At 64.6% G+C, this 24,473-nt stretch carries 27 protein-coding genes, 4 tRNA genes and 1 pseudogene; 27 read left to right on the forward strand and 5 right to left on the reverse strand.

Going from position 1 to position 24,473, the window contains the following annotated elements; all coding sequences use genetic code 11:
• On the reverse strand, positions 1 to 457 hold a 457-nt coding region (locus BCUN_RS10360; protein WP_034258683.1), incomplete at its 3' end, for an IS607 family transposase.
• Positions 458 to 534: 77 nt separating this feature from the next.
• Between BCUN_RS10360 and BCUN_RS10365 the strand changes: the two genes are divergently transcribed.
• The 10 genes from BCUN_RS10365 (at position 535) to BCUN_RS10410 (ending at position 6,082) form a co-directional block, all read left to right on the forward strand.
• Positions 535 to 849, forward strand: a complete 315-nt coding sequence (locus BCUN_RS10365) for a hypothetical protein (protein ID WP_033518336.1) — start codon at positions 535 to 537, stop codon at positions 847 to 849.
• Positions 850 to 861: 12 nt separating this feature from the next.
• Positions 862 to 2,910, forward strand: a complete 2,049-nt coding sequence (locus BCUN_RS11670; RefSeq protein WP_051921047.1) for an AAA family ATPase — start codon at positions 862 to 864, stop codon at positions 2,908 to 2,910.
• A gap of 159 nt (positions 2,911 to 3,069) precedes the next feature.
• Positions 3,070 to 3,297: a hypothetical protein gene (locus tag BCUN_RS10380; RefSeq protein WP_033518338.1), complete on the forward strand. Its 228-nt coding sequence runs from the start codon at positions 3,070 to 3,072 to the stop codon at positions 3,295 to 3,297.
• Positions 3,294 to 3,596, forward strand: coding sequence for a hypothetical protein (locus BCUN_RS10385; protein WP_033518339.1), 303 nt, complete (start codon positions 3,294 to 3,296; stop codon positions 3,594 to 3,596). Before BCUN_RS10380 ends, BCUN_RS10385 begins: the two co-directional genes overlap by 4 nt.
• On the forward strand, positions 3,586 to 3,918 hold the full coding sequence (locus BCUN_RS10390; RefSeq protein WP_033518341.1) for a hypothetical protein: 333 nt from the start codon (positions 3,586 to 3,588) through the stop codon (positions 3,916 to 3,918). The genes BCUN_RS10385 and BCUN_RS10390 overlap by 11 nt, the downstream gene beginning before the upstream one ends.
• Positions 3,915 to 4,088, forward strand: coding sequence for a hypothetical protein (locus tag BCUN_RS12495; protein ID WP_156100159.1), 174 nt, complete (start codon positions 3,915 to 3,917; stop codon positions 4,086 to 4,088). The genes BCUN_RS10390 and BCUN_RS12495 overlap by 4 nt, the downstream gene beginning before the upstream one ends.
• A gap of 104 nt (positions 4,089 to 4,192) precedes the next feature.
• Positions 4,193 to 5,038 carry a phage major capsid protein gene (locus BCUN_RS10395; protein ID WP_033518342.1) on the forward strand — a complete coding sequence of 282 codons (846 nt, stop codon included), beginning with the start codon at positions 4,193 to 4,195 and terminating at the stop codon, positions 5,036 to 5,038.
• Positions 5,038 to 5,283, forward strand: a complete 246-nt coding sequence (locus tag BCUN_RS10400; protein WP_033518344.1) for a hypothetical protein — start codon at positions 5,038 to 5,040, stop codon at positions 5,281 to 5,283. Before BCUN_RS10395 ends, BCUN_RS10400 begins: the two co-directional genes overlap by 1 nt.
• Positions 5,270 to 5,572 (forward strand): hypothetical protein, encoded by a 303-nt coding sequence (locus BCUN_RS10405; protein ID WP_051921048.1) that lies wholly within the window; start codon positions 5,270 to 5,272, stop codon positions 5,570 to 5,572. Before BCUN_RS10400 ends, BCUN_RS10405 begins: the two co-directional genes overlap by 14 nt.
• A 225-nt stretch (positions 5,573 to 5,797) precedes the next feature.
• Positions 5,798 to 6,082 carry a hypothetical protein gene (locus BCUN_RS10410; protein WP_033518346.1) on the forward strand — a complete coding sequence of 95 codons (285 nt, stop codon included), beginning with the start codon at positions 5,798 to 5,800 and terminating at the stop codon, positions 6,080 to 6,082.
• 85 nt (positions 6,083 to 6,167) lie between these two features.
• On the opposite strand, the gene BCUN_RS10415 is transcribed toward BCUN_RS10410, so the two are convergent.
• Positions 6,168 to 6,242, reverse strand: a tRNA-Glu gene (locus BCUN_RS10415).
• A 314-nt stretch (positions 6,243 to 6,556) separates the two neighbouring features.
• Here BCUN_RS10415 and BCUN_RS10420 point away from each other — a divergent pair.
• Both BCUN_RS10420 and BCUN_RS12020 read left to right on the forward strand, forming a co-directional pair.
• Positions 6,557 to 7,117, forward strand: coding sequence for a BUD32 family EKC/KEOPS complex subunit (locus BCUN_RS10420; RefSeq protein ID WP_033517488.1), 561 nt, complete (start codon positions 6,557 to 6,559; stop codon positions 7,115 to 7,117).
• 193 nt (positions 7,118 to 7,310) lie between these two features.
• Entirely contained in the window at positions 7,311 to 8,828 is a 1,518-nt protein-coding gene (locus tag BCUN_RS12020) for an ADP-ribosylglycohydrolase family protein (protein ID WP_152598177.1), read from the forward strand.
• Here the strand turns inward: BCUN_RS12020 and BCUN_RS10430 are convergent.
• Positions 8,825 to 9,397 carry a pyridoxamine 5'-phosphate oxidase family protein gene (locus BCUN_RS10430; protein ID WP_051921049.1) on the reverse strand — a complete coding sequence of 191 codons (573 nt, stop codon included), beginning with the start codon at positions 9,395 to 9,397 and terminating at the stop codon, positions 8,825 to 8,827. The genes BCUN_RS12020 and BCUN_RS10430 overlap by 4 nt on opposite strands.
• A gap of 261 nt (positions 9,398 to 9,658) precedes the next feature.
• On the opposite strand from BCUN_RS10430, the gene BCUN_RS10435 reads away from it, so the two are divergent.
• From BCUN_RS10435 to BCUN_RS10445, 3 genes are read left to right on the forward strand one after another with little or no spacing between them, the layout of a single operon-like run.
• Positions 9,659 to 10,261 (forward strand): hypothetical protein, encoded by a 603-nt coding sequence (locus tag BCUN_RS10435; protein ID WP_033517486.1) that lies wholly within the window; start codon positions 9,659 to 9,661, stop codon positions 10,259 to 10,261.
• A gap of 60 nt (positions 10,262 to 10,321) precedes the next feature.
• Complete coding sequence (locus BCUN_RS11675) at positions 10,322 to 11,167, forward strand: cutinase family protein (protein WP_051921050.1); 846 nt, start codon at positions 10,322 to 10,324, stop codon at positions 11,165 to 11,167.
• A gap of 26 nt (positions 11,168 to 11,193) precedes the next feature.
• A complete protein-coding gene (locus BCUN_RS10445; protein WP_033517484.1) occupies positions 11,194 to 12,579 on the forward strand; it encodes a DUF2130 domain-containing protein in 1,386 nt (461 codons plus the stop codon).
• A gap of 180 nt (positions 12,580 to 12,759) precedes the next feature.
• On the opposite strand, the gene BCUN_RS10450 is transcribed toward BCUN_RS10445, so the two are convergent.
• Positions 12,760 to 13,674, reverse strand: coding sequence for an Ig-like domain-containing protein (locus tag BCUN_RS10450; protein WP_156100160.1), 915 nt, complete (start codon positions 13,672 to 13,674; stop codon positions 12,760 to 12,762).
• A gap of 587 nt (positions 13,675 to 14,261) precedes the next feature.
• Here BCUN_RS10450 and BCUN_RS10455 point away from each other — a divergent pair.
• From BCUN_RS10455 to BCUN_RS10490, 8 genes and pseudogenes are all read left to right on the forward strand, one after another.
• Entirely contained in the window at positions 14,262 to 15,245 is a 984-nt protein-coding gene (locus BCUN_RS10455; RefSeq protein WP_033517480.1) for a LacI family DNA-binding transcriptional regulator, read from the forward strand.
• Positions 15,246 to 15,337: 92 nt separating this feature from the next.
• Positions 15,338 to 15,724: pseudogene (locus BCUN_RS12835) on the forward strand (1-deoxy-D-xylulose-5-phosphate synthase N-terminal domain-containing protein); the annotation flags it as partial.
• 227 nt (positions 15,725 to 15,951) lie between these two features.
• Complete coding sequence (locus BCUN_RS10465) at positions 15,952 to 16,377, forward strand: transketolase C-terminal domain-containing protein (protein WP_033517476.1); 426 nt, start codon at positions 15,952 to 15,954, stop codon at positions 16,375 to 16,377.
• A 95-nt stretch (positions 16,378 to 16,472) separates the two neighbouring features.
• Positions 16,473 to 17,624 carry a lactaldehyde reductase gene (gene fucO, locus BCUN_RS10470; RefSeq protein WP_033517474.1) on the forward strand — a complete coding sequence of 384 codons (1,152 nt, stop codon included), beginning with the start codon at positions 16,473 to 16,475 and terminating at the stop codon, positions 17,622 to 17,624.
• Positions 17,625 to 17,830: 206 nt separating this feature from the next.
• Positions 17,831 to 18,898, forward strand: coding sequence for a phosphotransferase enzyme family protein (locus BCUN_RS10475; RefSeq protein WP_033516113.1), 1,068 nt, complete (start codon positions 17,831 to 17,833; stop codon positions 18,896 to 18,898).
• Positions 18,899 to 18,992: 94 nt separating this feature from the next.
• The gene (locus tag BCUN_RS10480; RefSeq protein WP_033516111.1) at positions 18,993 to 20,486 is read left to right on the forward strand and encodes an amino acid permease; all 1,494 of its coding nucleotides are present in this window, start codon (positions 18,993 to 18,995) and stop codon (positions 20,484 to 20,486) included.
• A gap of 224 nt (positions 20,487 to 20,710) precedes the next feature.
• Entirely contained in the window at positions 20,711 to 22,075 is a 1,365-nt protein-coding gene (locus BCUN_RS10485) for an aspartate aminotransferase family protein (protein ID WP_033516109.1), read from the forward strand.
• On the forward strand, positions 22,072 to 22,821 hold the full coding sequence (locus BCUN_RS10490) for a GntR family transcriptional regulator (RefSeq protein WP_033516107.1): 750 nt from the start codon (positions 22,072 to 22,074) through the stop codon (positions 22,819 to 22,821). Before BCUN_RS10485 ends, BCUN_RS10490 begins: the two co-directional genes overlap by 4 nt.
• 242 nt (positions 22,822 to 23,063) lie before the next feature.
• Here the strand turns inward: BCUN_RS10490 and BCUN_RS10495 are convergent, their stop codons facing one another.
• Complete coding sequence (locus tag BCUN_RS10495; protein ID WP_033516105.1) at positions 23,064 to 23,252, reverse strand: hypothetical protein; 189 nt, start codon at positions 23,250 to 23,252, stop codon at positions 23,064 to 23,066.
• A 148-nt stretch (positions 23,253 to 23,400) separates the two neighbouring features.
• Here BCUN_RS10495 and BCUN_RS11680 point away from each other — a divergent pair, with 148 nt between their 5' ends.
• The 4 genes from BCUN_RS11680 (at position 23,401) to BCUN_RS10515 (ending at position 24,375) form a co-directional block, all read left to right on the forward strand.
• Positions 23,401 to 23,994, forward strand: a complete 594-nt coding sequence (locus tag BCUN_RS11680) for a DUF4190 domain-containing protein (protein WP_081895681.1) — start codon at positions 23,401 to 23,403, stop codon at positions 23,992 to 23,994.
• 94 nt (positions 23,995 to 24,088) lie between these two features.
• Positions 24,089 to 24,162 (forward strand) — tRNA-Asp (locus BCUN_RS10505).
• Positions 24,163 to 24,200: 38 nt separating this feature from the next.
• Positions 24,201 to 24,274, forward strand: a tRNA-Asp gene (locus BCUN_RS10510).
• Between the two features lie 25 nt (positions 24,275 to 24,299).
• A tRNA-Phe gene (locus BCUN_RS10515) sits at positions 24,300 to 24,375 on the forward strand.
• Positions 24,376 to 24,473: the final 98 nt, after the last annotated feature.

Genomic DNA, 24,473 nt, shown 5'->3' on the forward strand with positions numbered 1-24,473 from the left:
GGTCGCTTGTATCGTCCTGCGCCTCGTTGGCGACGACCACGTTTCTGCCCTGCCGGGCGAGCAGGACGCGGAACCATTCGAACCCGACACGGGTCAACCGGTCCTTGTGTTCCACGACCAAGGTGCCCCATTCGTCGGATTCCAGCAGGCGCGTGAGCTTGACCCTATGGTCGTTGACGCCGGAACCGACTTCCTTGACGACCTTGACGACCCGGTACCCGGCGGCATTGGCGAATGCGGCCATGCGCTCGGCCTGACGCTCCAAGTCCTCTTTCTGCCGGTTCGTGGACACGCGCGCATACACGGCCGCGTTCCTCAGGTTCTCGACCTTCGGGTCCGGCACGACCACGTGCCCCGTCCCGTCCAAGTATGCGCCGGGAATACGCCCCTTCTTCCACCGCAGGTACGCACCCTTGTAGGTGATACCCTCATTGCGCGCATACTGGGATAATTTCATGGTACCCAGTATACCATAAATAGGTCAGAACATGATAGAATCAGAAAATAGTTACAACACCAATGAGCAAACACAGCATGAGAATCAAAACCGCCGGCGAGTGGGGCCGCTACCACACCGCCTACGAAACGCTCTTCTACTTCCTCACGGAAGTTGTCTTCAACACGGACATGCTCGACGCGCTACAGGAGATGACCGGCGAGGAACGCGATGCCTACGCCGCCCACTGGCTCGACGAACACGCAACCCTATGGAAGCCAGTCACCGCCAAGACGTTAGGGGACGCACGCAAGGCAGCCGACAGACTCGACGCCTACACCGCCCAAGGCACGGCGGGCGCGCTCGCCATCATGGCCGAACACAAGGCCAACCACGGCCGAGGCACGCTCTGAGAGGCTGGACCATTGGAGACATACAAGGACGTGTACCGGGCCTACAGGCTACGCGGATTCAGCCCCGTGCCAATCCGGCCCGGCCGGAAAACCCCGGCCGCCCCAAAATGGCAGCACGCGGCCGAGTGGACGCCCGCCGACTACGAACGCATCGCCGTCAAATACTCGCAATGCGGCGTAGGACTGGTAGGCGGCGAGTTCATCGCCCTCGACGTAGACGCGGCGGCAGACCACAAGAAGGACGCCGACGGCGTGACCGCCTTCGCATGGTTGCAGCATGATCTCGGCGCACTGCCGCCCACCTACACCAACACGGCACGCGGCAAGGATAGCCCCGCACGCCACTGGCTGTACCGCATCCCGGCCGCATACAAGGGCATGAAAGCGCACTCGCCGGCCGCCGGTATCGACATCAGGGAGAAGGGCGGTCAGATATGCGTATGGCCCACCATGCACCCCACCGGGCGCCAATACGTGTGGTACGCCCCTTCAGGGGATGAAACTGGCATCCCCTCGCTTGGAGAACTGCCCGAACTGCCTACCGCATGGGCGGACATGATCTACCGGCCGGCCGGATTGAACCAAGAGTCGACTAGTTCAATCCCGTTGAACCCGACTGCCAATGGTTCAATGTGCAAGGCCGTTACCACCGCACTCGGCAAGTGGACGGCCGACCCCGGCCGCAAGGGCAGCCGCCACGACACCACACGGGACGCCGTGCACAAGCTAGCCAACATGCATGCCGAAGGCCACAAGGGCGCACTGGAAGCCATAGAAGCCATAGGCGCCCAGTACGCGGCCATGGTGGCGGACGCGCGTGACGGCGGCCAGAAAACCGCCGAAGATGAATACCGGCGCATGGTGGACGGCATGACCGCCCAACTGGCTGCCACGCCGGCACGGGAGGACCCGTGCGACACCTACAGGCCGACACCCCCGCCGCGGCCCGCCTTCACGGCGCCGATGGCGGATGCAGGGGACGCGCCCACCGGCCGGCACGCCATGCTCACAGACGGTACGGCCGTGACCATCGACCGCCCCACCTTCCTCGGGGACCCGATGCTGCCCACCGGCGTCATCACCCTCATAGCGGGCCGCGCCGGCGTATCCAAGAGCACGCTGAGCATCCACTACGCCGCGCAAGTGACGCAAGGCACCTTGGAAGGCGACTACCATGGGCACCCCCAAACCGTCGTCTTCTCGGCTATCGAAGACGGCAAGGGCATGCAAGCGGCACGTCTCAAGGCAGCCGGCGCCGACATGAGCCGCGTGAGGTTTTTGGACATGTCCGACACGATCAACGGCACCCCATTGGAGAGTGGCGTGCGCATCCCCGAGGACCTCGACACGATACGCGGCGCGCTCGCCGACTGTGGGGCAAAGCTATGGATCATCGACCCCATAACAAGCGCCATGGCCGGCAACACCAACAAGCGGGATGACGTGCGCGGCGCGCTGGACCCGCTGGCCGCCCTTGCGCGTGACCTAGATCTCGCCGTCGTGGGCATCCTGCACTTCAACAAGGGCGGCGGCTACGCCAGTGACAAGATAAGCGGCAGCCACGCCTTCCGCGACACCGTACGGTCCCTGATTCTTGTGGCGCGGGATGACGAGACGCACGACTGCATCGCTACGCTTGACAAGTCAAGTTACACCCCCTCGGCGGGGCAGTCATGGGTGTACGGCCTTGCCTCTCAGGCCGTGGACACGGCGGACGGCCAGACCATGAGCGTACCCGTGGTATCTGGCCTCATGCCCACCGACCGAACCGTGGGGGAGATCATCAACCGCAACGAGGCGGCCGGCAGCGTAGTGGCCGAACGTGCAGAGCATGGCGAGGTCTTCGACTGGCTGACCGCATACCTAGAGGACAATGGACCCACACCCTACCGGACGCTACTGCACGACGCCAAGGACGAACAGGGATACACCGACCGGCAGCTACGCAACGCCCGCGAACAGGCACACGGACCATGGATAGTCACCGAGAAGGACCCCGACCACAAGGGCCCCGGCCGCGCAATGCTATGGCGACTCTCAAGGACCCCACCAGACGACTAAAAGCACCCTCAGAATACTGCCGTTAATCCTATCGGCAGTATTCACGGCAGAATTCATTAGCCCTACTCCCATAAGGGATTACGAATACTGCCGACAATACTGCCGATAAAAGTAACGGCAGTATTCAACCCACCAAAAACTAGACAAGGAACACCACGAATGTCTAACCCCATCTACACCACGCACAGCACCACAACCATGGCCATGACGGCCACAGTTGACACCAAGGGCACCAAGCGCCGGCGCCCTCACCCCGGCCGCATGGAACGATACCGGCGGCAGATACACCGCCTACAAGCGGAAAACGACCTACTGCACGCCCGCCTAGCCATGATCTACGACGCGCTCAGCCTCACCCCCGAAGACCTCACCAAGGAAACACAATGACCTACACGACACGACAAGTACTACCCACGCCCCGCACCATGCCAACCTCAGACATCGCCTACCATCGCGCCCGCGCCGAACGCATCGCCTTGGACCTCATCAGGGAAGCCGCTGCGGCGCTCGCCGAAGGACGCGACATGTACAGGCCCCACATAGCACTATCCACGCCCACCGAGGACGCCATAACCGCCCAAAGCCTCACCCTGTTAGCCCGAACGATCCGCACGCACATGGAACAAATGGAAAAGGGACCCGACACCACCGAGCCCCTTAGGAAGGATACGACCAATGAGCAATAACGAAAAGACCGCATCCGCCACCAAGCATACCCGCAAGCACGGCGGCACGCCCAACACGCTGCACATCACCAACCCCAAGGACAACACCGACGGCAAGGTGCATGCCCTTTGCGGCGAGGTATGGACCCAAACCACGGCCGAGAAGTTCGATGACATCACCGGCAACCATAAAGGCTACATACGCTGTGGCGCATGCGATCTCGCCCACTACGCCATGCTGTACGAAGCCGCACGGGAGCATTTCGGGGACAGTCCCCACTTGGACCGTGTCACGCGGGACGCGATGAAAATCCGCGAGAGGCGCATGGGGATGGACATATGACCACGGCAGAGGAATACGAGCGCACAATCCAATCACTAGCCGCCGAAGCCGCCATGCAACGCCGCCGCAAAAGGTATTGGAAGACCTATGCAAAACAACTGGAAGCCCTAGTGGCCGCCTTGCAGTCTGTACCGGACGCGGATACAATGGACGACGACGCCGCGACGTAATCGGATGACGGGCGGCAGTCAGACCGTAGCCAGTAGGCACACCCAACCATGGGCGCACCTACTGGCTTTTCCGTATGTGCGCTCGCCAACCATAGGAGACACACATGGAACATATAGGAATCAGCACAAGCGCCCTCGCCGGCGTCTACGATGACAAGGCCTTCCCGCCCTCTCAGGCCATCCCGAACGCCCTAGTCCTCTCCCAGACCACCGTAAGCAAGCCCATCGAAGGGGACGCGGCCACACTTCGCGTACCCTACATCTCCACCGACTCGGCGGCCGCTATCGTAGCCGAAGGCGAAGAGATCGAAAAGGGCGGCGCACAGTTCAGCGTCTTGGATATTCGTACCCGCAAGGTGGCCGTCATCGAAACGATCACCAACGAAACCTATAGCGAGTCCGAAGTGCGACGCATGCTCACGGATTCCATGACCCAAGCAATCACCGACAAGGCTGACGCCGTGTTCTTGCAGAACACGGCCACCGATGCCGCCAGCAACGGCGCCCCCGTCGGTATCTTCAACACCGAAGGCGCCATAGACGGCGGCACCATCACCACCGCACTCGACCCCATCGTAACCGCCCTCGGCCAAGTCGCGGCCAACGGCGGCAGCCCCTCGGCCATCATTCTCAACCACGCCACATGGTCCCAGCTGCTGCTCTTGAAATTCAAGGACGGCCGCCCCATGATCGAACCAAGCGTAGCCGACTCGCCCACCCCCATGCTCTACGGCATCCCCATCGTGATCAACAAGATGGCGCCAGCGAACGCGCTCGCCATCATCGACCGCACGGACATCATCAGCGCCGTGGGCGCCGTGACTCTGTCCGGCAGCGATCAACGTTATTTCGATTCGGACGCCTACGCCATCCGTGGCACTTTCCGTAGCGGTTGGGGCGTCATCCACTCTAACCGTCTCGCCATCGTCCACACCGAGGAGGCCGAGTAATGCGCAAGGACACACACGACTGGCTAGCCGCCACGCTCGACGGCATGGCCGACTACATGCACCCCATGGTCCACAAGCTCGCCCACGCCATCGACACGCACCAACTGGCCAACCAAGCCACCGTAATCGAACTGGAGGCCCTGTGCCGCATCGCGGACAGTCTAGAGGCCCTAGTGGCCTCACTCACTGAGCCGGCCGCCCCCAAGACACCTACACCGAAGGACGTGCGCAATGGCCGACACTAACCCCACAGAGTCCGCCGATGACACCGAAGAGCTCGAAGCCTTGCGCGCCTACAAGGCAGAGAGGGAAGCGGCAGACGCGAAGGCCGCCATGCTCGCCAAGGTATCCAAGCGCACCGGCGTCCCCGCCGACCTACTTCAAGGTTGCGCGGACGAAGAGAGCGCCATGCAGTTCGCGCATGACCTTGACCAATACGCGCATCCCAAACCACAGGGAATGCCCAACCAAGGCACCGTGCCTGAGCATCCGGCACAGACGAACGCCTTGCAGTCGGCACTCTTCAATGACTAGCCCGGCCGTGGGGGAGACACCCCGGCCGGGCCTCAAAAGGCACCCTCGGGTGCAGTGCCAATATATCCCCAACCGAACAAATTGTTACGTTAGTAGGCGGTTTGAACCATGAATTGCGAACAGTGCGGCAAGCCTCTTCCGGCCCGTTACGGCAAGGGAAGGCCGGCCCATTATTGCAGCGACTCATGCAAGCAAGCCGCCTACCGTAAACGTAAGGCCTCTAGGATGACGAAAAACCGCCCCCACGATCTCGACGCGGACGCCTTCGCATCCATGGCCGACGGGCGGTTTATCGACGTGCTACGGGTCGTTCGGGACCGCCTCATGGCGGTATTCATGGCCGAGGACACGCCCGCCACGGCCATAGCGCCCATTAGCCGCTCTCTAGTGGACGTCGCCAAGCAAATAGACGACATCCATGCAGCAGAGGACGCGGCGGCCGGCGAGATCGCGGCGGCCATGAAGGACACGGCCGAGGATGCCGGCGAGTTCAACATGAACGACATCTAGGTTCAATGTTCTCAGATTGTTCTCACGGCCACAGTTCGGGGTATGGAAAACGGCTAGAATCCATTGGAATCTAGCCGTTTCCTGTTGGTACCCCCTGAGAGAGTCGAACTCTCGTTGTCAGATTGAAAGTCTGGTGTCCTAACCGTTAGACGAAGGGGGCTGACAACTCGACCTAGTGTACAGGAATGGCTCCGATATGCAAGCATCGGCGTGTCGAAGTGTGCCCATAGTCCTGCACCATGTGTTTTGACTCACGAATTCATTCCCTGCGTACCGTATTATCTCCGAGGTGAAAAAACGAAGGGAATGCCTGCAATGCCTGACGTTGCAACATTTTAGCATGAAGGGGCATCGGAATGAACCATGCATTGTCTTGAGAGATGTTCAAATATTTTGATGACACGCCGCATTAATTACGAATTGCCGTAAATTTTGCTATCGGAGGAGAATGGTTGTGCATGATAGCATGAGGAAATGAAAACAATTACCGTCAACGCCAGGCAATTCGACGTGGTGAAGCTCCTGGGGCGGGGGGAGCATAGCTACACCTTCCTGGTCTGTGCCCATAACGCGCCTCACCGCCGCTATGCGCTCAAGCAGATGTGCTACACGCCCGGTGTGTTGCATCGGGTTGGCGAGCATGTGCAGTCGGACATCCGCGACTATCGTCGCCTGTGCGAGCTGGGCGTCCGTGTCCCCACCATGATGGACGTAGACATGGAAGCCGAGCGCATCCTCAAGCAGTATGTGGAGGGGCCCACCGTCTACGAGCTGATCATGGCCGACCAGATGGAGGACACCTACCTCGAGCAGGTCCGTCAGATGGCCAGGCAGCTGGCCAAACGCCACATCGACATCGACTACTTCCCTGCGAACTTCGCGGTCGAGGGGGGACGCCTCTACTACGTCGACTTCCAGTGCAGGGAATACACCGACGAGCGCAACTTCGAGAACTACGGCCTGCTGTACTGGTCGAAGTCGGAGAAACTGCTCGACTATGCCGCCCACCACGACGTGGTGATCTCCACCGTCTGAGCGTGGGGACCCGGTCGGCGGCACCGTTGCCGCCAACCGGGTCCCTTGCATAGGGGGCGTGGATGTTCGTGCCTGCGCCGTCCACCGTTGCGTGTACATCCCGTGCACAAGTGCGGGCATTGCTGCGGGCATCCCCTCCATTCCAGTATCATGGTGTGCATTGGCATGGCGGAACGAGGGAGCGGAGGAGGCCATGAAGGAGAACGAAGCACGGATGCTGCGCATGCTGCAGGGCGCCGTGTACGGCGAAGCGATCGGCGATGCCCTGGGTGTCCCCTACGAGGGATTGGCCCGCGATGCCTTCAGTTGCATCACCATGATCGACGGCGTCCGTCCCGCCGGCACGTATTCCGATGACACGGCGATGACGCTCGCCACGCTCGACTCACTCATGCACTGCGACGGGCAGGTCGACGTGGAGGACCTGCGCCGGCGATACCTCGACTGGCTCGAGGACGGCAAGTACACTGCCGACGGCACCGTCTTCGGCGTCGGACGCACCACCGCCGAGGCGCTGCGCGGCGGCGTCGGCCTGTCCGGCGAGCGGGACAACGGCAACGGTTCGCTCATGCGCAGCATCCCGCTCGCCTTCTTCGACGTCGACGACGACGCAATCAGGCAGGCCAGTGCCGTCACCCACGCCCACCCCACCAGCATGGACGCCTGCGTGCGCTTCGTGCACGCCGCACGCGCGCTGCTTGGCGGCGCCGACACCCGCCAGGCCGCCCGCACAGGCGGCCATGACCGCATCTGGGAACAGCCGCGCGACGCCATCCGCTCGACCGGATACGTGCTCGACACCCTGCCGGCGGCACTGTGGTGCCTGACGACCACCGACTCCTACGTCGACTGCGTGCTCACCGCCGTCAACCTCGGCGGCGACGCCGACACCACGGCCGCGGTCGCCGGTGCGCTCGCCGGCATCGTCTACGGTTTCGACGACGAACGCGAGGACGGTCGCGGCATCCCGGGCAAATGGGACGACATGCTGCGCGGATGGCGCGTTATCGCCAACGTAATCAGCGGTGGCCCGCTCGACGTCGAGGACTGGAACATCGCGCAGTCCATGGACGAGGAAGCCGGCTTGGGAACGGTGGACCGGGACGTCTCACCCTGCGAGCAGGGCGACGAGCTGGTGATGCGCGCCATGCTGTGCGGGGACGACGAGGAACGCGTGCTGCTCTTCGGCCACGCCGCCCGCTGCTTTGCCGCCGGCGTGGAACTCGGGGATGCGCAGTGCGCGACGAACCTGGGCGTCCTGTACCTCTACGGCCACGTGCATGCCAAGGATCCCGCCGCCGCGGCCCGCGCCTGCTTCGAGCGCGGCGCGCAGATGGGCAGCGCGGAATGCGGCTGCTACATGGGTGACCTGTACCGTGACGGCAAGGGGGTGGAGCAGAACGTCGACGAGGCGTTCAGCTGGTATGAGGAGGCTTACCGGCTCATTCCCTCCAGCCTGGACCGCAACGATCCGCATGACTGCGTGATCGTCTCCATGATCAACCTGCGGCTGGGCCAGGGCTACGAGTGGCTCCTAAGCGATTCTGACGGCTGCCCGGCCGGCCTCCGCGAGGACATCCATGCCCGTGCCCGCATGCACTACGAGCATGCGCGTGACAGTGCCTGCCGAGCCGTGGAGGGCGGCCTGAGGATGAACCTCAAGGAGCTCGTCCTCTCCAAGGCCGGCCTGGAACGGCTCGAGGACCTCTAGGCCTGCAGCATCGGGTGGTGCTTCGCGGTGAAGCTGTCCGACTCGATCTTCCACACCGCCACGGCCCGAGCTGCCTCGGGCCGGTCGAAGGGCTGGCCCACCAGGCGGTTGGTGAGCATGTCGAGGACGCGCGTCTTCTCGGCAGGGTCCTCGATGAGCATGGCCGTGCCCGTCCCCACGATGGAACGGAAGGCAGTGGTCGAGGCGCAGGGGGTGCGGCCGGCATAGATCATCTGGTCGCATTCCATCTCGAACGCGACCGGCAGCGCGTTGTCTGCGGCGGCAATGGCGTCCATCTTGCGTCCCTCGCGGGCCGAATACATGTACAGGACGACCGTACCCCGCCGGCCGCGGCCATCCCGGTCATACCGGTTGGGTGCCTCGGGACGGTACTCGTAGGCGAAGTGCACCGGGATCACCGTCTGTCCTTCCCCGTCCTCGTAGGACACGTGCACCACCTGGGAATGCTCGAGGATGTCCGCAATCTGGGAGGCCTCGAGGACCTCGCGGTCGGCGCGTCGCATCGGGCGCGGTGCGGGGCGGACAGCGGTGGGGTCGTAGGTGGACATGGGGCGGCTCTCCTCAGGGCGGTCGTCGACGTGGTTCCTTCCAGCGTAGGGGTGCGCAACAGGGCGGTGCCAGAGCGTGCCGGCGACTTTCACCGAATCCTCACGGCACCGTGCGGTATGCCCGGCGGACGCGGCCGCATTCCGGCAGTGACGCATGTGCGTGGGGGAGACGATTCCTCACGCACATGCGATGCCTCCATATAACTGTGGGCACGTGTCGGCACGACGGGGTGCGGGGGCACGTGGCCGGAAGGAGGGGCCATGGGTGGAAGGAAACTCTACCGTTCGCGTTACAGCGATGCATGCGGCAAGGTGCGCTATCCCACCAGGCAGGACGCCCAGCTTGCGCTGGCCTGCTGCAAGGGATCGCCCAACGGCCAGCGTGCCGAATGCCGCACCTACCCCTGCAGGGTATGCCGGGGCTGGCACCTGACCAGCCGGCCCAACGCCCAAGGCGTCAAGCGTTCCATGGCGGAACTGGGACGAATGGCGGGCCATGCGATGCACGTGGCGCGCTGCACCTGCCGTTCCATGCGGTGGGACGTCGACCAGTCGAGACGCTTCCTGACGGTATCCCTGCACACCCTCGACGGCTCCGGACTACCCGTGCGCGCCTGGGACGACTGGTGGATGTGGCGTGCCATGCGCAACCATGCGGACGGTCTGCTGGCCAGGGAGGAACGGCACCGGCTGCGCGAACGCATGGACACGCTGACCGGCTTGCTGGCCAAGGCGCGCCGCATCGATCCGGACGGATGGGCCACCCCGCAGGAGACCATGGCCATCGCCCGGGGATGGTCCGAGGAACAGCAGGCGTGGAACCAGCCCGCGCGCCTCTGGGTGGCGGCTGCCGCCACCGTTTGAGCCGCCGGACCCCGCGGTATAGTGGTGACGGTTGCTGCACGCAAGGAAAGGCGGTCCGGGATGCGGTACGGGAAGGCCATCGTCGCCACGCTGGCGTCCTGCGCACTCGCCTGCGCCCTGACGGCCTGCGGGGGCGGGGGAGAATCCTCCCGCCCCACGCCGTCCGACACCTCCGGTGCGTCCCCCGGGACATCCTCCCCGGGCACGCCGGGCAGCTACGAAGCCAGCGATATGGCTTTCAACGGCCCCAGCCACGACTCCACGGCCGGCCCCGACGACTGGGGCGACTCCGGCTGCGACCCGGACAGGTCCATCCGGGTCATCACCGTGCGCGGCACCGGCGAGGCACTCCACGGCAGCATGCTGGACGACCTGGCCGACCGTATCGCCGCAGCCTTCCCCGACGCCGTTCAGGTCAGCGAACTCGACTACCCGGCCAGCTGGCACAGCGGAAGCGCCGCCGACGGCGTCAACCGGCTCGTGGCGCTGCTCAACGGCACCGCCATCCAATGCCCCGCCATGCGCACCGCCGTCCTCGGCTACTCCCAGGGCGCCATGGTCGTTGGCGACGCACTGTCCGAACCGCAACGACGCTACAACGAGGACAACGCCACCGCACTGACCGACGCCGCGCGCCGCCGGCTCGCCGTGGCGGAACTCTTCGGCGACCCACGCTTCGACGGCGCCGCCGGTTACGGCCACGGCGACTACGACCGTGACACCGATGGCATCCTCGGCGCCCGCGACGGCACCACCCTCGGTTGGGTCGCCGTACGGCTGCGCAGCTACTGCACCGCCGATGACTTCGCCTGCCAGGCCGGCGGCAGCAGCGCGCCGCACGGCCAGTACCCGACCGACGGCAGCTTCGACGACGCCGCACGCTTCGCCATCGACCATCTCGAATGACCACACCACCTCAAGGAAAGGGACGCATGCACCAGATCCGCTGCCCGCACTGCGGGGAATCGTTCACCATCGACGAAGCCGGCTACGCCGACATCGTCCAGCAAATCCGCAACCAGCAGTTCGACGAGGAGATCAAGCGGCGCATCGACGTACTCGAACAGGAAAAGCAGCAGGCCATCGCGCTCGCCGAGTCGAAGGCGGCGCGTGAACGCGACGACCTGCGCCACGAGGTCGAGCGACTCGCCGAGCAGCGCAAGGCAGACAGCGAGCTCGCCGAGGCGAAGCTGGAGGCCGCCGTCCAGCAGGCGCGCATCGAGCAGGATGCCCAGGTGCGCGAGCTCACGGCGAAGCTGGAGTCCGCGGCCACCGCCCAGGAGCTCGCGGTGCAGCGCGCCGTCGGCGAGGTGGAACAGGAGCGCGACAAGCTCAGGCTCGACCTCGAACGCAGCGAGGTCGAGCAGAAACTGCAGGCGCAGTCGCTGGCGGAGAAGTACGAACTGCAGATCCGCGACCGCGATGACATGATCGAGCGCCTCAAGGAACTGCGCTCGAAGCTCTCCACGAAGATGATCGGCGAATCGCTGGAAGTGCACTGCCAGGAGGAGTTCAACAAGAACCGCACCTCGATGTTCCCCTACGCCTACTTCGAGAAGGACAACGATGCGCGCACCGGCAGCAAGGGCGACTTCATCTTCCGCGACTACGACCGTCCGGAAGGCCAGGAAGGGCGCACGGAGATCCTCTCGATCATGTTCGAGATGAAGAACGAGACCGACACGAACTCACGCAAGCACCACAACGAGGACTTCCTCAAGGAGCTCGACAAGGACCGCCAGCAGAAGGGCTGCGAATACGCGGTGCTCGTGAGCCTGCTCGAGCCGGACAGCGACCTGTACAACCAGGGCATCGTGGACGTCTCCTACCGCTACCCGAGGATGTACGTGGTGCGTCCGCAGTTCTTCCTGCCGATCATCTCGCTGTTGCGCAACGCGTCGCGCGGCGTGCTCGAGTACAAGCGCGAGGTCGAGCAGATTCGCGAGCAGAACATCGACATCACGAAGTTCGAGGAGCGGCTCGAGGACTTCAAGCTGAAGTTCGACCGGCAGTACGAGCAGGCTTCGAGGAACTTCCAGAAGGTGATCGACGAGATCGACAAGTCCATCGACCACCTGCAGAAGGTGCGCAGCGCCCTGCTGGGCACCGACCGTTCCCTGGAGCAGGCGAACAAGCGCGCCCAGGAGATCACCGTGCGTAAGCTCACCTTCAAGAACCCCACGATGCAGGAGAAGTTCAAGGAACTGCACAAGGAGCAGGCCAAGGCGGCCAAGGCCGCGGCCAAGGAGCTGGAGGCGTCGGACGAGCCGCAGGTCGAGGTCGAGGTCGTGGAGGAGGACGCCACCCGGGAGGCATGAGAAGAAAAGAAAAGCCGGGGATTGCCTGTGCAGGGGTGTGCGGCAATCCCCGGCTCCGCGGTCGCCTTGCAGATAGAGACGATCGCGGGGAACCACCGGTGGTGAGGAAGGAAAAGGTTCGGAAAACCTTGAGCCATCGGCAGTTCCGGCATCGACGCCTTTGTCGGTGCCGGTCCTTGGTCAGTCCTTATGCAGACGTCGCATGATTAGCAACCCGGCGGCCAGTGCGGCCATTGCGACCGAGAGTGCGGCGCCGGTCGCGGCCAGCGGGGTCTTTGCGGCCTTGGGCTTCTGTTGTGCGGTCTGGTTGGTCTTGGGTGTCGGTTGCGGCGTCTCCTTCTTGGGCTGTGGGGTGGGTTGTTCCGGTTCGGGAGTCGGTTCGGGCTCCGGGGTCTTCGTGTTGGTCAGCACGAACTGGCCGTTCTTGTTGCGGGTCCAATCGCCGCGGCTGATGCGCAGGGAGTCGCGGTCGATCGTCACGGCCGGCGTGGTGAGCTTGTCCTCGACGTGGACATTCTTCAGGTTCTTGCCGGCGCCGTTGACGCGCAGGATGTAGGCGACGCGGTTGGCGGTCTCGCTGCGCTGGTAGCCGTACTTGGCGAAGATCTCGGTCGGGTCGTCGCTGCCTTCGGGCAGGACCTCGATCTTGCCCACGGGTACGACATGGCCGTCGATGGTGACGGAGACGTCCCTGGTGCCCAGCGTGATCTTGCCGGCGTTGTCCGGGATGAAGGAAGCGGTGACGTCGGAGTGGGACTCCACGTACTTGGCATAGGTCAGTTGCAGCGTGCCCTGCTCCTTGCTGATGACGGCGTGGGCGACGACGCTCCCGTCGGGTGCGGTCACGTCGAAGTAGTGGTCCGTGTAGTAGGCGAAGCCTTCGGGGAGGGTGATCGTGGAGGTGTCGCCCTCATGGATCGTGTTGTTGGGGAGCCTGAACTCCATGCGCAGCTCCACGGGGGAGTTCTTGCGGATGGTGTCCGAGGAGAGCGTGGCCGAGGTGACGATGTTCTCGGACACTTCGGCCACGGTCGCGGTGCGTGCGCACATCGCCGGCGCCATGCCCAGCAGGCCGATGCATGTCAGCACTGCCACGAGCATCACGCGTATCGACGCTCAGGGAATGCCGGAATGTGTGGGTGTGGGCTTGGTCATGGTATCTCCTTGCTCTGCAAATAGGGTGGGGGACCTTGGCCCCTCGCGTGCCGACGGTCCCCCACGTGTGACGGGCGCCGGTATTGAGGTGCGAGGCGCCCGTGGGTGGCCCATCCGGCTGCAGGTGTGGCATGCCTACACGATGAGCAGTGATGCACGGTCTGCCTTGCCTGCGCGGACGGGGACTGAGGAACCCGTCCACCGGGTGGGTCGGTACTTTGAATGTATGTCCTATGAAATCTTTTCGCAAATCGAATCAGGCACTTTCTTCTGAAGGTGTGAAAAATGCGAGAAAATGGCATGCTTTTTGGTCACTATCGTGTGTCGCGTCTAGGCATGGCCGCTGGTTTATCTGGTACTGAAGGTGCGCCTTCGTGGGGTATCGTGTCCGTATGTTGAAAAAAGATGAAAATCTTGCGAAGGTTTGGGCGAGGAACGCTTCAAGCGAATCGGCTGTAGGCAATATGCAGCACAATGGAGGTGATCTGTTGTCCCGCGCCAGTGCTGGCAGGAAGGAGTCGTCCATCGTGAGCGTGACCTTGGCTGATATTGCGGAACGGGCCGGAGTGAGCCTGGCCACCGCGTCCAGGGCCATCAACGGACGCCCCGGGGTGTCCGAGGAGAAACGTGACGCGGTGCTCGCCGCCGCCCGCGAGCTTGGCATGGACCCGAGCCGCGGCATGGTCAGGGAGGCCCGCGTCATCGTGGTGGTCACGCCGGTGCTGACCGACCCGGTCATCGCCCATTTCGTGGATGAACTGGGCGGCCAGCTGGCACGCAGGGGATGCCTCATGCTGGTGTGCTCGGACAGCGGCGTGCTCCTGCCCAGCGTGCACCTGGTGGACGGTGCCGTGGTGCTGGACGCGCGCTATGCGGAATCGCCGGTGGTGACCTTCCTGGAAAGCCAGGGCGTACCCATGGTGCACCTCAACGGACAGTCGGACGACGAGGACGGCCTGTGCGTGGGCACCGACGTGCGCGCCGCCATGACCATGGTCCTGCGCCACCTCATGGACCTCGGGCACCGCCGGATCGGCCTGCTCATGGGGCCGCGCAACCGCTACGGTGCGCAGGACCGGCTGGAGGCGGCCCGCGAATGCCTGGAGGGGCGTGGCGTGCCGTACGACGACGACATGACCGTGTGGACCGGCCTGGACGTGGAGTCGGGACGCCTGGGCGCCCGGCTCCTACTGGAGCGCGACGCCACCGCCGTGGTCTGTGCCGGCGACGAACTGGCCATGGGGGCGGTGCGTGCCTCGCGCAACCTGGGCCTGTCCGTGCCGGGCGACGTTTCGGTGGTCGGTTTCGGCGACTCCCCGATGATGGCCACCTCGGTGCCGTCCCTGACCACCGTCCGCCAGCCCGTCACGCGCATCGTCAGCTTCACCCTGGACGCCCTGGCCGCCATGCTCGACAACCCCGAGGCTGTCGTGGGGCGCAACGTGCTGACCTTCGAGCCGGAGCTCGTGGCCCGGGAATCCACGGGACCCTGCCCAGACGGCGCCCGCTAGGCAGCGGCTTCTCCGCCGGCCGAACGCCCTCGACTACGATGGGTGTCGGATTGACGCGTCCGGCATCGGGCGCGATGCGTGAAGGAGCTTCCATGAACGATTTCCTGAGCCGGGTGGACAATCCCGACGACCTCAAGAAACTGCCCGTCGAGGACCTGCCGGAACTGTCCGAGCAGATCCGTGACGTGCTGATCCGCAAGGTCTCCGCGACCGGCGGCCACATGGGGCCGAACCTGGGCGTGGTGGAGGCGACCGTCGCCCTGCATTACGTCTTCGATTCGCCCAGGGACAAGATCATCTGGGACGTGAGCCACCAGTCCTACACCCACAAGATCCTCACCGGACGCAAGCAGGCCTTCCTGGACCCGGCGCACTACCACGACGTCACGGGCTACACGCATCCGGGGGAGAGCCCGCACGACCAGTTCGTGGTCGGCCACACCGGCACCTCGATCTCCATGGCCGTCGGCATGGCCAAGGGCGCCCGCGCCCGGCATCAACCGCAACGACAACACGCACTCCGGGTGGCGGCCATCGCCATGGTCAACACCATCCTCGGTCTGACCGCCCTGGTCCCCGCCACCGCGGAGGAACTGCTGGCCATGCTCGACTGGTCCATCGACCGGGCCGGCCGGCCGGTCGTGATCACCATGCCCAAGCGCGGCGTGGTGCACGAGGCCGACCTGCCTTCGCCCCGGCGCAACCGGTGACCGCCGGCGCCGCGTTCGAGGACGTCGACCTGCGCTACCGCACCATGGTGCAGGGCAGCACCGTCGCCGTGCTCGCCCTGGGCGACATGCTCTCGCTGGGCATCCAGCTGGTGCAGGTGCTCAAGGACGACCTGGGCCTCGAGGCCACCCTGGTCGAGTCGCGCATCTACTCCGAGCTCGACACGCAGGCGCTGGACGAACTTGCCGGCACCCACGACGTGTTCCTCGCCCTCGAGGACGGCGAGCGCGTGGGAGGCTTCGGCCAGACGGTCGCCGACCACTTCGGCGGCACTGCCACGCGCGTGCTCGTGCGCGGCACGGACAAGGAGATCCCTGATCTCGTCCCGACGGGGGAGCTGTTCGAACGCTACCGCATGACCCTGCCGCAGATGGTCGCCGACATCAAGGCACAGCTGGACTGACGCGCCGGCCGACGGTTGCGGTGTGCGGCAAGGCTCACTAGCATGGGTGGCGTCGCCTCACCGAGGATGCGACGCCACCTGAAGAAGGAGACCACATGGTCTATCGCATGATTTTCAACCAGACCGCATATTTCGGCAGGGGAGCCATTAAAGAGATCCCGAACGAAGCGAAGTCGCGGGGGTTCACCAAGGCGTTCATCGTCACCGATCCGCTCCTCGTGGAGAACGGGACGGCCGGGAAGGTCACCGACGTGCTCGACGAGGCCGGCCTGCCGTACGAGATCTTCGATGACGTGCAGCCGGACCCGCCGGTCGAGAACATCCAGCACGGCGTGGAGGCCTTCAAGGCCTCCGGCGCCGACTTCCTCATCGGCCTGGGCGGCGGCTCGCCGCAGGACACCTGCAAGGGCATCGGCATCGTGGTCGCCAACCCGGAGTTCTCCGACGTGCTTTCCCTCGAGGGCGTGGCACCCACCAGGAACCCGAGCGTGCCGATCTTCGGCGTGCCCACCACGGCCGGCACCGCTTCGGAGACCACCATCAACTACGTGATCACCGACACCGCCAACAAGCGCAAGTTCGTGGCGGTGGACCCCCATGACATCCCGGTCGTGGCCTTCGTGGACCCGGACCTGACCGACGGTATGCCGCGCGGCCTCAAGGTCGCCACCGGCCTGGACGCCCTGACCCACGCCATCGAATCCGTCATCACCCCCGGCGCCTGGGGCCTGTCCGATGCGCTGAGCATGCAGACCATCCGCATGATCGCGCAGAACCTCGCCAAGAGCGTGGAAGGCGACAAGGACGCCGGTGAGCAGATGGCCTACGCTTCCTACATCACCGGCATGTCCTACTCCAACGTCGGACTGGGACTCGTGCACGGCATGGCCCATCCGCTGGGAGGCCGCCTCGGCGTGGCGCACGGCGTGGCCAACGGAATCCTGCTGGTGCCGGTCATGGAGTACAACAAGGACTTCTCGGGTGAGAAGTACCGCGACATCGCGGACGCCTTCGGTATCGAGGACGCCTACACCGGCGACCTCGAACACGTGCGCGACGAGGCCGTGGCCGCCGTGGCGCAACTCACCCGCGACCTGGGCAACCCGACCACCATCAGCGAGGTCGGTGCCACCGAGGAGGACCTCGTGCCCCTCGCCCATGACGCCTTCGCCGACGTGTGCACGCCGGGCAATCCGCGCCAGGCCACCGAGGAGGAGATCCTGGGGATCTACCGCAGCCTGATGTGATGGGGTGGCGCCCGCCATCCATGGGGCCCGCCTGTCCATGCCGGACAGGCGGGCCCCGTCGCATTTGCAGGGCCGCCCCGACGTAACCGGCCGTTAATCCCACAGGTCCGTTTCTTTACCGCATCGTAACGCCGTACGGGTGAGTGCGCACGCCATTGTGGGCACAATCGAACCATCACGTACGACCCAAGGAAACGAGGACCGCCATGCCACAGCACACGACCCAGGACATCGAACCGCTTGAGGCAATCTCCCTCCATGCCTTCGCACACCTGACCAAGGGTGCGCCCGCGCCATACTGGCTCTTCGCCGGTGTATGCGCCGCTTGGGGCATCACGGCCCACCGGGCGGAACTCGATCTCGTCACCGTCTCGGAAAACGCCACCTTCCTCCTCCTGCTCGACGGGCGCCCGGAAGGGGTCGTACGCGTCTCCCAACCCGGCTACGTGGGAGGTCCCGAGGCGGTCGTCTCCGAGATGGCATGGCTCAACGCACTGCATGAGGTCGAAGGTGTGCGTCTCATCAACCCGGTCCCCACCGTGCGGGGCACCTTCGTGACGAGGATCCGTGACCGCAACGGCGTCGGCTGGACGGTCGTCTCCACGAAGTTCGTGGAGGGAACCGTCCTCGAGGACCTGGACGACCCCTCCGCCCACTATTTCACCATCGGCCAGTGGGCCGCGAAGTTCCACGCCCAATCACGGTGCTGGACCCCGCCGCACGGATTCCGGCGCTTCAGTTGGGACATCGGCGACATGGTCGGCACCGCCCCGCGCTGGGGACGATGGGAAACCGCGGCACTGTCCGGCAGCGAGCGGGCACTGTGCGAGCGTGCCCTCGACCGGGCGCTCAGGGTCGTGCATGCGTACCCGCGCAATCGCCGCACATGGGGCCTCGTCCACGCAGACCTGCGCCCCAGCAACATCATCCGCGGGGACGGGGGCGAACTGACCGTCATCGACTTCGACGATGCCGGCTACAGCTGGTTCCTCTACGACTATGCGTCCTCGCTGAGCTTCGTCGAGCACAAGCCGTATGCCCCGGCCCTGGCCAAGGCATGGAAACGCGGGTACGAAAGCGTAGCCGGGCCGCTCGGCGAACAGGAACTGCAGGTCATGTCCGCACTGTCCATGATCCGGCGCCTGCAGATGCTCGGATGGACCACGAGCCATCGCGAGGACGCCCTGCCCGACGGTCTCGCCGGCGAGCAGGCATCCGGTACCGTCCTGTGCGCACGGCGGTACCTCACCGACGCCCAGTGGCTGCTGCGCTGACGGCCACCCATCGACCACCGCACCAACCACGGTCAGGAACCCATGCAATAGGCATTTGACACCAAGGACACCACAAGAGAGGCAGGCGATCGACATGTCGTCATTCACATATTCAGGAAACGGGTTCGGATCGGTCACGTACGTGGCCACCGACAAGGACTATTTCAAGAAGCGGCAGCTCAAGCGCAGCGCCGGCGCCTTCGGCCTGTGGGCCATCGGCGTCTCGGCCGTCATCTCGGGCGACTTCTCCGGATGGAACGGCGGCATCGCACAGGCCGGCTGGGGAGGGTTCCTCATTGCTGCCGGCGTGGTGTACGTCATGTACGTGCTCATGCTCAACTCGATCAGCGAGATGGCGTCCGCCATGCCGCACACCGGCGGCGCCTACTCCTTCGCCCGTGCGGCCATGGGGCCGTGGGGCGGCTTCTTCACGGGACTGGCCGAGACGGTCGAATACGTGATGACCGCCGCCACCATCGTCTATTTCTCGTCCGCATACGCCGACTCGATCCTGGCCGACCTGACCGGCTTCTCCCTCACCGACGCCGGATACCAGTGGGTGTGGTGGCTCGCCATCTACGCCGTCTTCGTCGCCCTCAACTGGGCAGGCGCCGAAACCTCGTTCCGCTTCGCACAGGTCGTGTCCATCGCCGCGCTCGCAGTGCTCGCGTTCTTCGTGGTGAGCGCGCTGGCCAGCGGACGCGTCGACTTCGCTGCGCTGCTTGACATCGAGCCCACCGCCGGCAACAGTGCGTTCCTGCCCTTCGGTGCCGGTGCGGTCTTCTTCGCGATGCCCTTCGCGATGTGGCTGTTCCTGGGCATCGAACAGCTGCCGCTTGCCGCGGAGGAGGTGCGCGATCCCGAGCGCAACATCCCGAAGTCTTCGCGACTGTGCATCGCGACGCTGGGCATCACCGGCCTGCTCGTCGTCTTCCTCAATCCCGCCGTCATGGGATCGGCGGCGCTTTCCGGCTCCGACGAACCGCTGCTCGACGGCTTCCGTGCCGTGCTGCCCGGCAACTTGGCGGCCGTGCTCTCCGCCTTTGCCCTCGTGGGCCTGCTCGCTTCCGTGCAGGGCATCACCTTCGCCTACGGCCGCAATCTCTACTCGCTGAGCCGCGCCGGCTACTACCCGGCCTTCCTCTCGCTGACCGGCCGCAAGAAGACGCCGTACTGGGGTCTGGTCGTCGGCGCGGTCATCGGTTTCGCCGCCCTGTTCGTCATCGCATACGGCGGCGAGGGTGCCGGCTCCGTCGTGCTCAACATCGCCGTGTGGGGAGCTGTGCTCGCCTACTTGCTGCAGATGGTCTCCTATGTGCTGCTGCGCCGCAACATGCCCGGCATCAAGCGGCCTTTCATCAGTCGCTTCGGGGTGCCCGGCGCGGTCGTCGCCGGCCTGCTGTCGTTCGCGATCTTCGTGGCCGTGCTGCTCAATCCGGACTACCGGCTCGCCGTCTACGTGATGGTCGGCATCTATGCGGCCGCCACCGTGTTCTTCGCGATCTACGGACGCAAGCACCTGGTGCTCTCTCCCGAAGAGGAGTTCGCGGCTTCCGGCGGCACCGCCGAATACCAGACCCACGAGTGAGCCGGTGGGTCGCCCCCCAGGTGCGCCTCCCTACGGTCATGGGCTGCCCAATGGATCGGCACCGATGGTGCCGCTCCATTGGGCAGCCCTGTCGTCCGTTGCCTGGGCGCAACCAATTGCACCCCGCATGCGCGTAACGGTCGGTTACCTTCCGGTCACATGCGGCACAACAAAGCTTCGCTAGGCTCAAGGCAACCGAACCAGACCAGCCGAAGGAGGGCCCCATGGCCACACGTTCCACGATCATGGACACCAACAGCTTCCGCCCGGAGATGGCGGCCGCACTCGATCCGCAGACACGACGCCTCACCGAGGAGCGCGAGGTCCTCGGCCCCGCCTATCGCCTGTTCTACCGCAAGCCGGTCCACCTGACCAAGGGGCGGGGTGCGCGCGTATGGGATGCGGACGGCGAGGAATACCTGGACGTCTACAACAACGTCGCCTCCGTGGGTCATGCCAACCCCCGCGTGGTGGATGCCATCGCGCGGCAGGCAGGGCTGCTCAACACCCACACTCGCTACCTGCATGAGAATGTGCTGGACTACGCGCAGGACATCCTTTCCACGATGCCGGGGGAACTCGACCGTGTCATGTTCCAGTGCACCGGCTCCGAAGCCAACGACCTGGCCGTGCGCGTCGCGCGCGCATACACGGGAGGTGAGGGAGTCATCGTGACGGCAGAGGCCTACCACGGCAATTCCGCACTCACCTCGGGACTCTCCCCGGCACTCGGCACCGCCCAGGAACTGGGATTGACGATGCGCATGATTCCGACTCCGGACACCTACCGGCTCGAGATCGACGGCTGCCCCGGCAATGCGTGCCCGGCTGCCGAGTTCGGCGCGTGGATGGCCGGCGAGGTGCGGCGTGCCGTGGCCGACATGGAACGCCATGGCATCAGGTTCGCCGCGCTGTTGGCCGACTCGATCTTCTCCTCCGACGGCGTCTACCCGGATCCGGCCGGGTATCTCGGGCCCGTCATCGATACGGTGCATGAACTCGGCGGCGTATGGATCGCCGATGAGGTGCAGCCGGGCTTCACACGTACCGGGGACGCCTTCTGGGGGTTCCAGCGGCAGGGCATCGTGCCGGACCTGGTCACCAGCGGCAAGCCGATGGCCAACGGATTGCCGACTTCCCTCATGGCGGCCCGGCATGAGGTGCTGGAGCCTTTCGCCGGCTCCATCCCGTATTTCAACACCTTCGGCGGCAACCCCGTCTGCATGGCGGCAGCCCAGGCCACGCTCGACGTGATGCGTGACGAGGACACCATGGGGAATGCCAAGCGGGTCGGCACCGTGTTCCGTCGCGCCGTGGAAGGCCTCATGGCGGACCATCCCTGCATCGGCGACGTCCGTGGTGCCGGCCTGTACATCGGGTGCGAGATCGTCGTACCCGGGACCAAGGAGCCGGACCAGGCCACGGCGCTCGACATCCTGGAGACCCTGCGCATGCACCACGTGCTCACCTCGGTGTGCGGTCGCTTCGGCAACATCCTCAAGCTGCGGCCTCCGCTCGTGTTCAGCGAGGAGGACGTGGACATGTTCATGGATGCCATGGCCGTCACGTTGAGGGAACTCGGGCTATGACCGCCGTGGCGCCGCAGGCCGCGGCGGAGGTCATCGCGGCACGACTGCGCTCCGTCATCAGGACGCAGGGACTGCGTCCGGGCGAGCGGCTCGGCACGGAGCGGGCCATTGCGCAGGAGCTGGGCGTCTCCCGCGCATCGTTGCGCGGCGCGCTGGCCTCGATGGAGGCCTCGCACGAGATTGTGCGCAAGATCGGCCGTTCGGGCGGCGTCATCGTGTCCGACGGCAAGCTCGAACGCAACCTGGACACCGTCGAGTCGCTGACCCAGATCGCCCGCCGGCAGGGAAGGACGCTCACCTCCAAGGTGCTGTCCTCGGCCCTGGCCGCAGCGGACAGCGCGGATGCCAGGCTGTTGCGGTTGCCGGAGGAACGCCGCATGGTCATCGTCGTCTCGAGGCTCCGCATGCTCGACGGCAGGCCGTTCTGCCTGGAGACCACCCATTTGCCTGCCTACCGCTTCCCCGGTTTCCTGGAACGGGACCTGACCGGTTCCTTCTATGGCATGTTCGAATGCGGGTATGGCATTCGTCCCCACCATGTGGAGGAGACACTGGATTGCTGTGGGGTCGACGGGGAGGCCGATCGGCTCCTCGGCGACCCGGACGCCGTGATGCGGATCCGTCGGCTTGCCTGGGATGAACGGGAATGTCCCTGCGAAGTGGCGGTCGACCTATACCGTGCCGACCTGATTCGTTTCACCATGCACCATTCGGGATTCGTACGCCTGTCGGCGGCACGGCAGTGAGCCATGACCGTGAGGGAATCCATGGAGAGAGAGGAGAAGGAATGATGCGGTCGCATTGCGGGGGAACCCGGAGAAGGAGAAGAAGGGGGAAACCAATGTCGGTTCCCTCGCGGGCGACCATCAGGAGTGTGCTGTTCGGTTTGGGAAACACTCTCTAACCAGTAGACTACGCGATTTTGTAAAGAGCATGTGTCGTTTTGCCTGCATTCATGTCCACAGTGAAAAGAGGCCGACATAATGTCTCAGTCCCGGCCACCCAGCGCGTATCCGATGCAGATGCCGGCCGCCAGTGCCGCCAGCGCGGTCAGCACGGTGCAGATGGCTGCCTTGTGCACCGTGCAGGCGGAAGCATCCACGTCGGCGTGCTCCGGGTTGTCGTCCGGGTCGTCCAGTACCTGGAGCTCCTGCGGGGTCAGTTCGTCGTTGTCCATGTTGCCTCTTTTCCGTACGGGAACCTTGCACGTACCACGGTAGCCCTTGCGGTGCGCAGCAGGTGGCCGTCTCATCTCCTGGCGATGGAACGCGGCATGCGTGGACACCGGCGTGCCGCGTCGGCATGGCTTCGATAGGCTGGTGTCCATGAGCGATTTCAATCCCATGGAGCCGCAGGGCAACGCCGGCGGCCAGCAGCCCAATCCGTACGAACAGCCCCAGTATGGACAGCCGCAGTATGCGCAACCGCAATACGGGCAGCCATACGACCAGCAGCAATATACGCAGCAGTACCCGTCCCAGCCGTACGCGCAGGGCGGCTATTACGTGGCGCCGACCGAGAAGTGGAACACGATGTGCATCGTCGGCTTCGTGCTGAGCTTCCTCCTCCCCCTCGTCGGCCTGGTCCTGAGCATCATCGCCCTGGTGCAGATCAACAAGACAGGGGAGAAAAGCAAGGGCATGGCCATTGCCGGCATCGTGATCGGCGCGCTGGCCACGATCCTGTCCATCGCGATGATCGGGTTCATCTTCTGGTTTGCGGGCTATGCCGTCGAACATGCCAACGAGATGCCTGAATGGCTCGAATCCGAGTTCTGCAACGGCGACACCTGCACCTTCTGCGAGGATGGCAATTGCTACCGCCTCGAACGCGGCGACGACAACAGTTCCGCGAACTACTGGGATTCCTCGGAAATCATGGCACCCGTGGATACCTATGACATCGTCGTGACTGCCTGACGCGTCGTTGCGACACGCCGCTACTTGCGCTCTTGCCGAGTTTCGGTATTATATACATCTGTTGTCCCGATGAGAGATCAGCGGGAAGAGCAACGGCCGCGTAGCTCAGTTGGTTAGAGCGCCGCCCTGTCACGGCGGAGGTCGCCGGTTCAAGTCCGGTCGTGGTCGCTTGGTTGCCTTGGTCCAAGCGGCTGAAGCACTACCAAGGCCGCGTAGCTCAGTTGGTTAGAGCGCCGCCCTGTCACGGCGGAGGTCGCCGGTTCAAGTCCGGTCGTGGTCGCGAAGTTCGGTTTTCCGAATTTTCTGGCTCTGTAGCTCAGTTGGTAGAGCGAACGACTGAAAATCGTTAGGTCAACGGATCGATCCCGTTCGGAGCCACCAGCGAAACCCCGGTCATGGACCGGGGTTTCTGGGTTCCATAAGAAATTGTTCATTTTTGAACAAAAACTTGGGGAGGCTGACCACACCCGGTGTGGTCA

The sequence above is a fragment of the Bifidobacterium cuniculi genome, from assembly GCF_000741575.1.
Taxonomy (GTDB): Bacteria; Actinomycetota; Actinomycetes; order Actinomycetales; family Bifidobacteriaceae; genus Bifidobacterium; species Bifidobacterium cuniculi.

Excerpts from the sequence above, each read along its gene's own strand:
- BCUN_RS10410 (WP_033518346.1), top strand. The coding sequence starts at position 5,798 with ATGACGAAAAACCGCCCCCACGATCTCGACGCGGACGCCTTCGCATCC.
- BCUN_RS11680 (WP_081895681.1), top strand. The coding sequence starts at position 23,401 with ATGAGCGATTTCAATCCCATGGAGCCGCAGGGCAACGCCGGCGGCCAG.
- BCUN_RS10490 (WP_033516107.1), top strand. The coding sequence starts at position 22,072 with ATGACCGCCGTGGCGCCGCAGGCCGCGGCGGAGGTCATCGCGGCACGA.
- BCUN_RS10435 (WP_033517486.1), top strand. The coding sequence starts at position 9,659 with ATGGGTGGAAGGAAACTCTACCGTTCGCGTTACAGCGATGCATGCGGC.
- BCUN_RS10475 (WP_033516113.1), top strand. The coding sequence starts at position 17,831 with ATGCCACAGCACACGACCCAGGACATCGAACCGCTTGAGGCAATCTCC.
- BCUN_RS10485 (WP_033516109.1), top strand. The coding sequence starts at position 20,711 with ATGGCCACACGTTCCACGATCATGGACACCAACAGCTTCCGCCCGGAG.
- BCUN_RS12495 (WP_156100159.1), top strand. The coding sequence starts at position 3,915 with ATGACCACGGCAGAGGAATACGAGCGCACAATCCAATCACTAGCCGCC.
- BCUN_RS10400 (WP_033518344.1), top strand. The coding sequence starts at position 5,038 with ATGCGCAAGGACACACACGACTGGCTAGCCGCCACGCTCGACGGCATG.
- BCUN_RS10365 (WP_033518336.1), top strand. The coding sequence starts at position 535 with ATGAGAATCAAAACCGCCGGCGAGTGGGGCCGCTACCACACCGCCTAC.
- BCUN_RS12020 (WP_152598177.1), top strand. The coding sequence starts at position 7,311 with ATGAAGGAGAACGAAGCACGGATGCTGCGCATGCTGCAGGGCGCCGTG.
- BCUN_RS10405 (WP_051921048.1), top strand. The coding sequence starts at position 5,270 with ATGGCCGACACTAACCCCACAGAGTCCGCCGATGACACCGAAGAGCTC.
- BCUN_RS10420 (WP_033517488.1), top strand. The coding sequence starts at position 6,557 with ATGAAAACAATTACCGTCAACGCCAGGCAATTCGACGTGGTGAAGCTC.
- fucO (WP_033517474.1), top strand. The coding sequence starts at position 16,473 with ATGGTCTATCGCATGATTTTCAACCAGACCGCATATTTCGGCAGGGGA.
- BCUN_RS11675 (WP_051921050.1), top strand. The coding sequence starts at position 10,322 with ATGCGGTACGGGAAGGCCATCGTCGCCACGCTGGCGTCCTGCGCACTC.
- BCUN_RS10385 (WP_033518339.1), top strand. The coding sequence starts at position 3,294 with ATGACCTACACGACACGACAAGTACTACCCACGCCCCGCACCATGCCA.
- BCUN_RS10430 (WP_051921049.1), bottom strand. The coding sequence starts at position 9,397 with ATGTCCACCTACGACCCCACCGCTGTCCGCCCCGCACCGCGCCCGATG.
- BCUN_RS10390 (WP_033518341.1), top strand. The coding sequence starts at position 3,586 with ATGAGCAATAACGAAAAGACCGCATCCGCCACCAAGCATACCCGCAAG.
- BCUN_RS10480 (WP_033516111.1), top strand. The coding sequence starts at position 18,993 with ATGTCGTCATTCACATATTCAGGAAACGGGTTCGGATCGGTCACGTAC.
- BCUN_RS10395 (WP_033518342.1), top strand. The coding sequence starts at position 4,193 with ATGGAACATATAGGAATCAGCACAAGCGCCCTCGCCGGCGTCTACGAT.
- BCUN_RS10380 (WP_033518338.1), top strand. The coding sequence starts at position 3,070 with ATGTCTAACCCCATCTACACCACGCACAGCACCACAACCATGGCCATG.
- BCUN_RS10495 (WP_033516105.1), bottom strand. The coding sequence starts at position 23,252 with ATGGACAACGACGAACTGACCCCGCAGGAGCTCCAGGTACTGGACGAC.
- BCUN_RS10445 (WP_033517484.1), top strand. The coding sequence starts at position 11,194 with ATGCACCAGATCCGCTGCCCGCACTGCGGGGAATCGTTCACCATCGAC.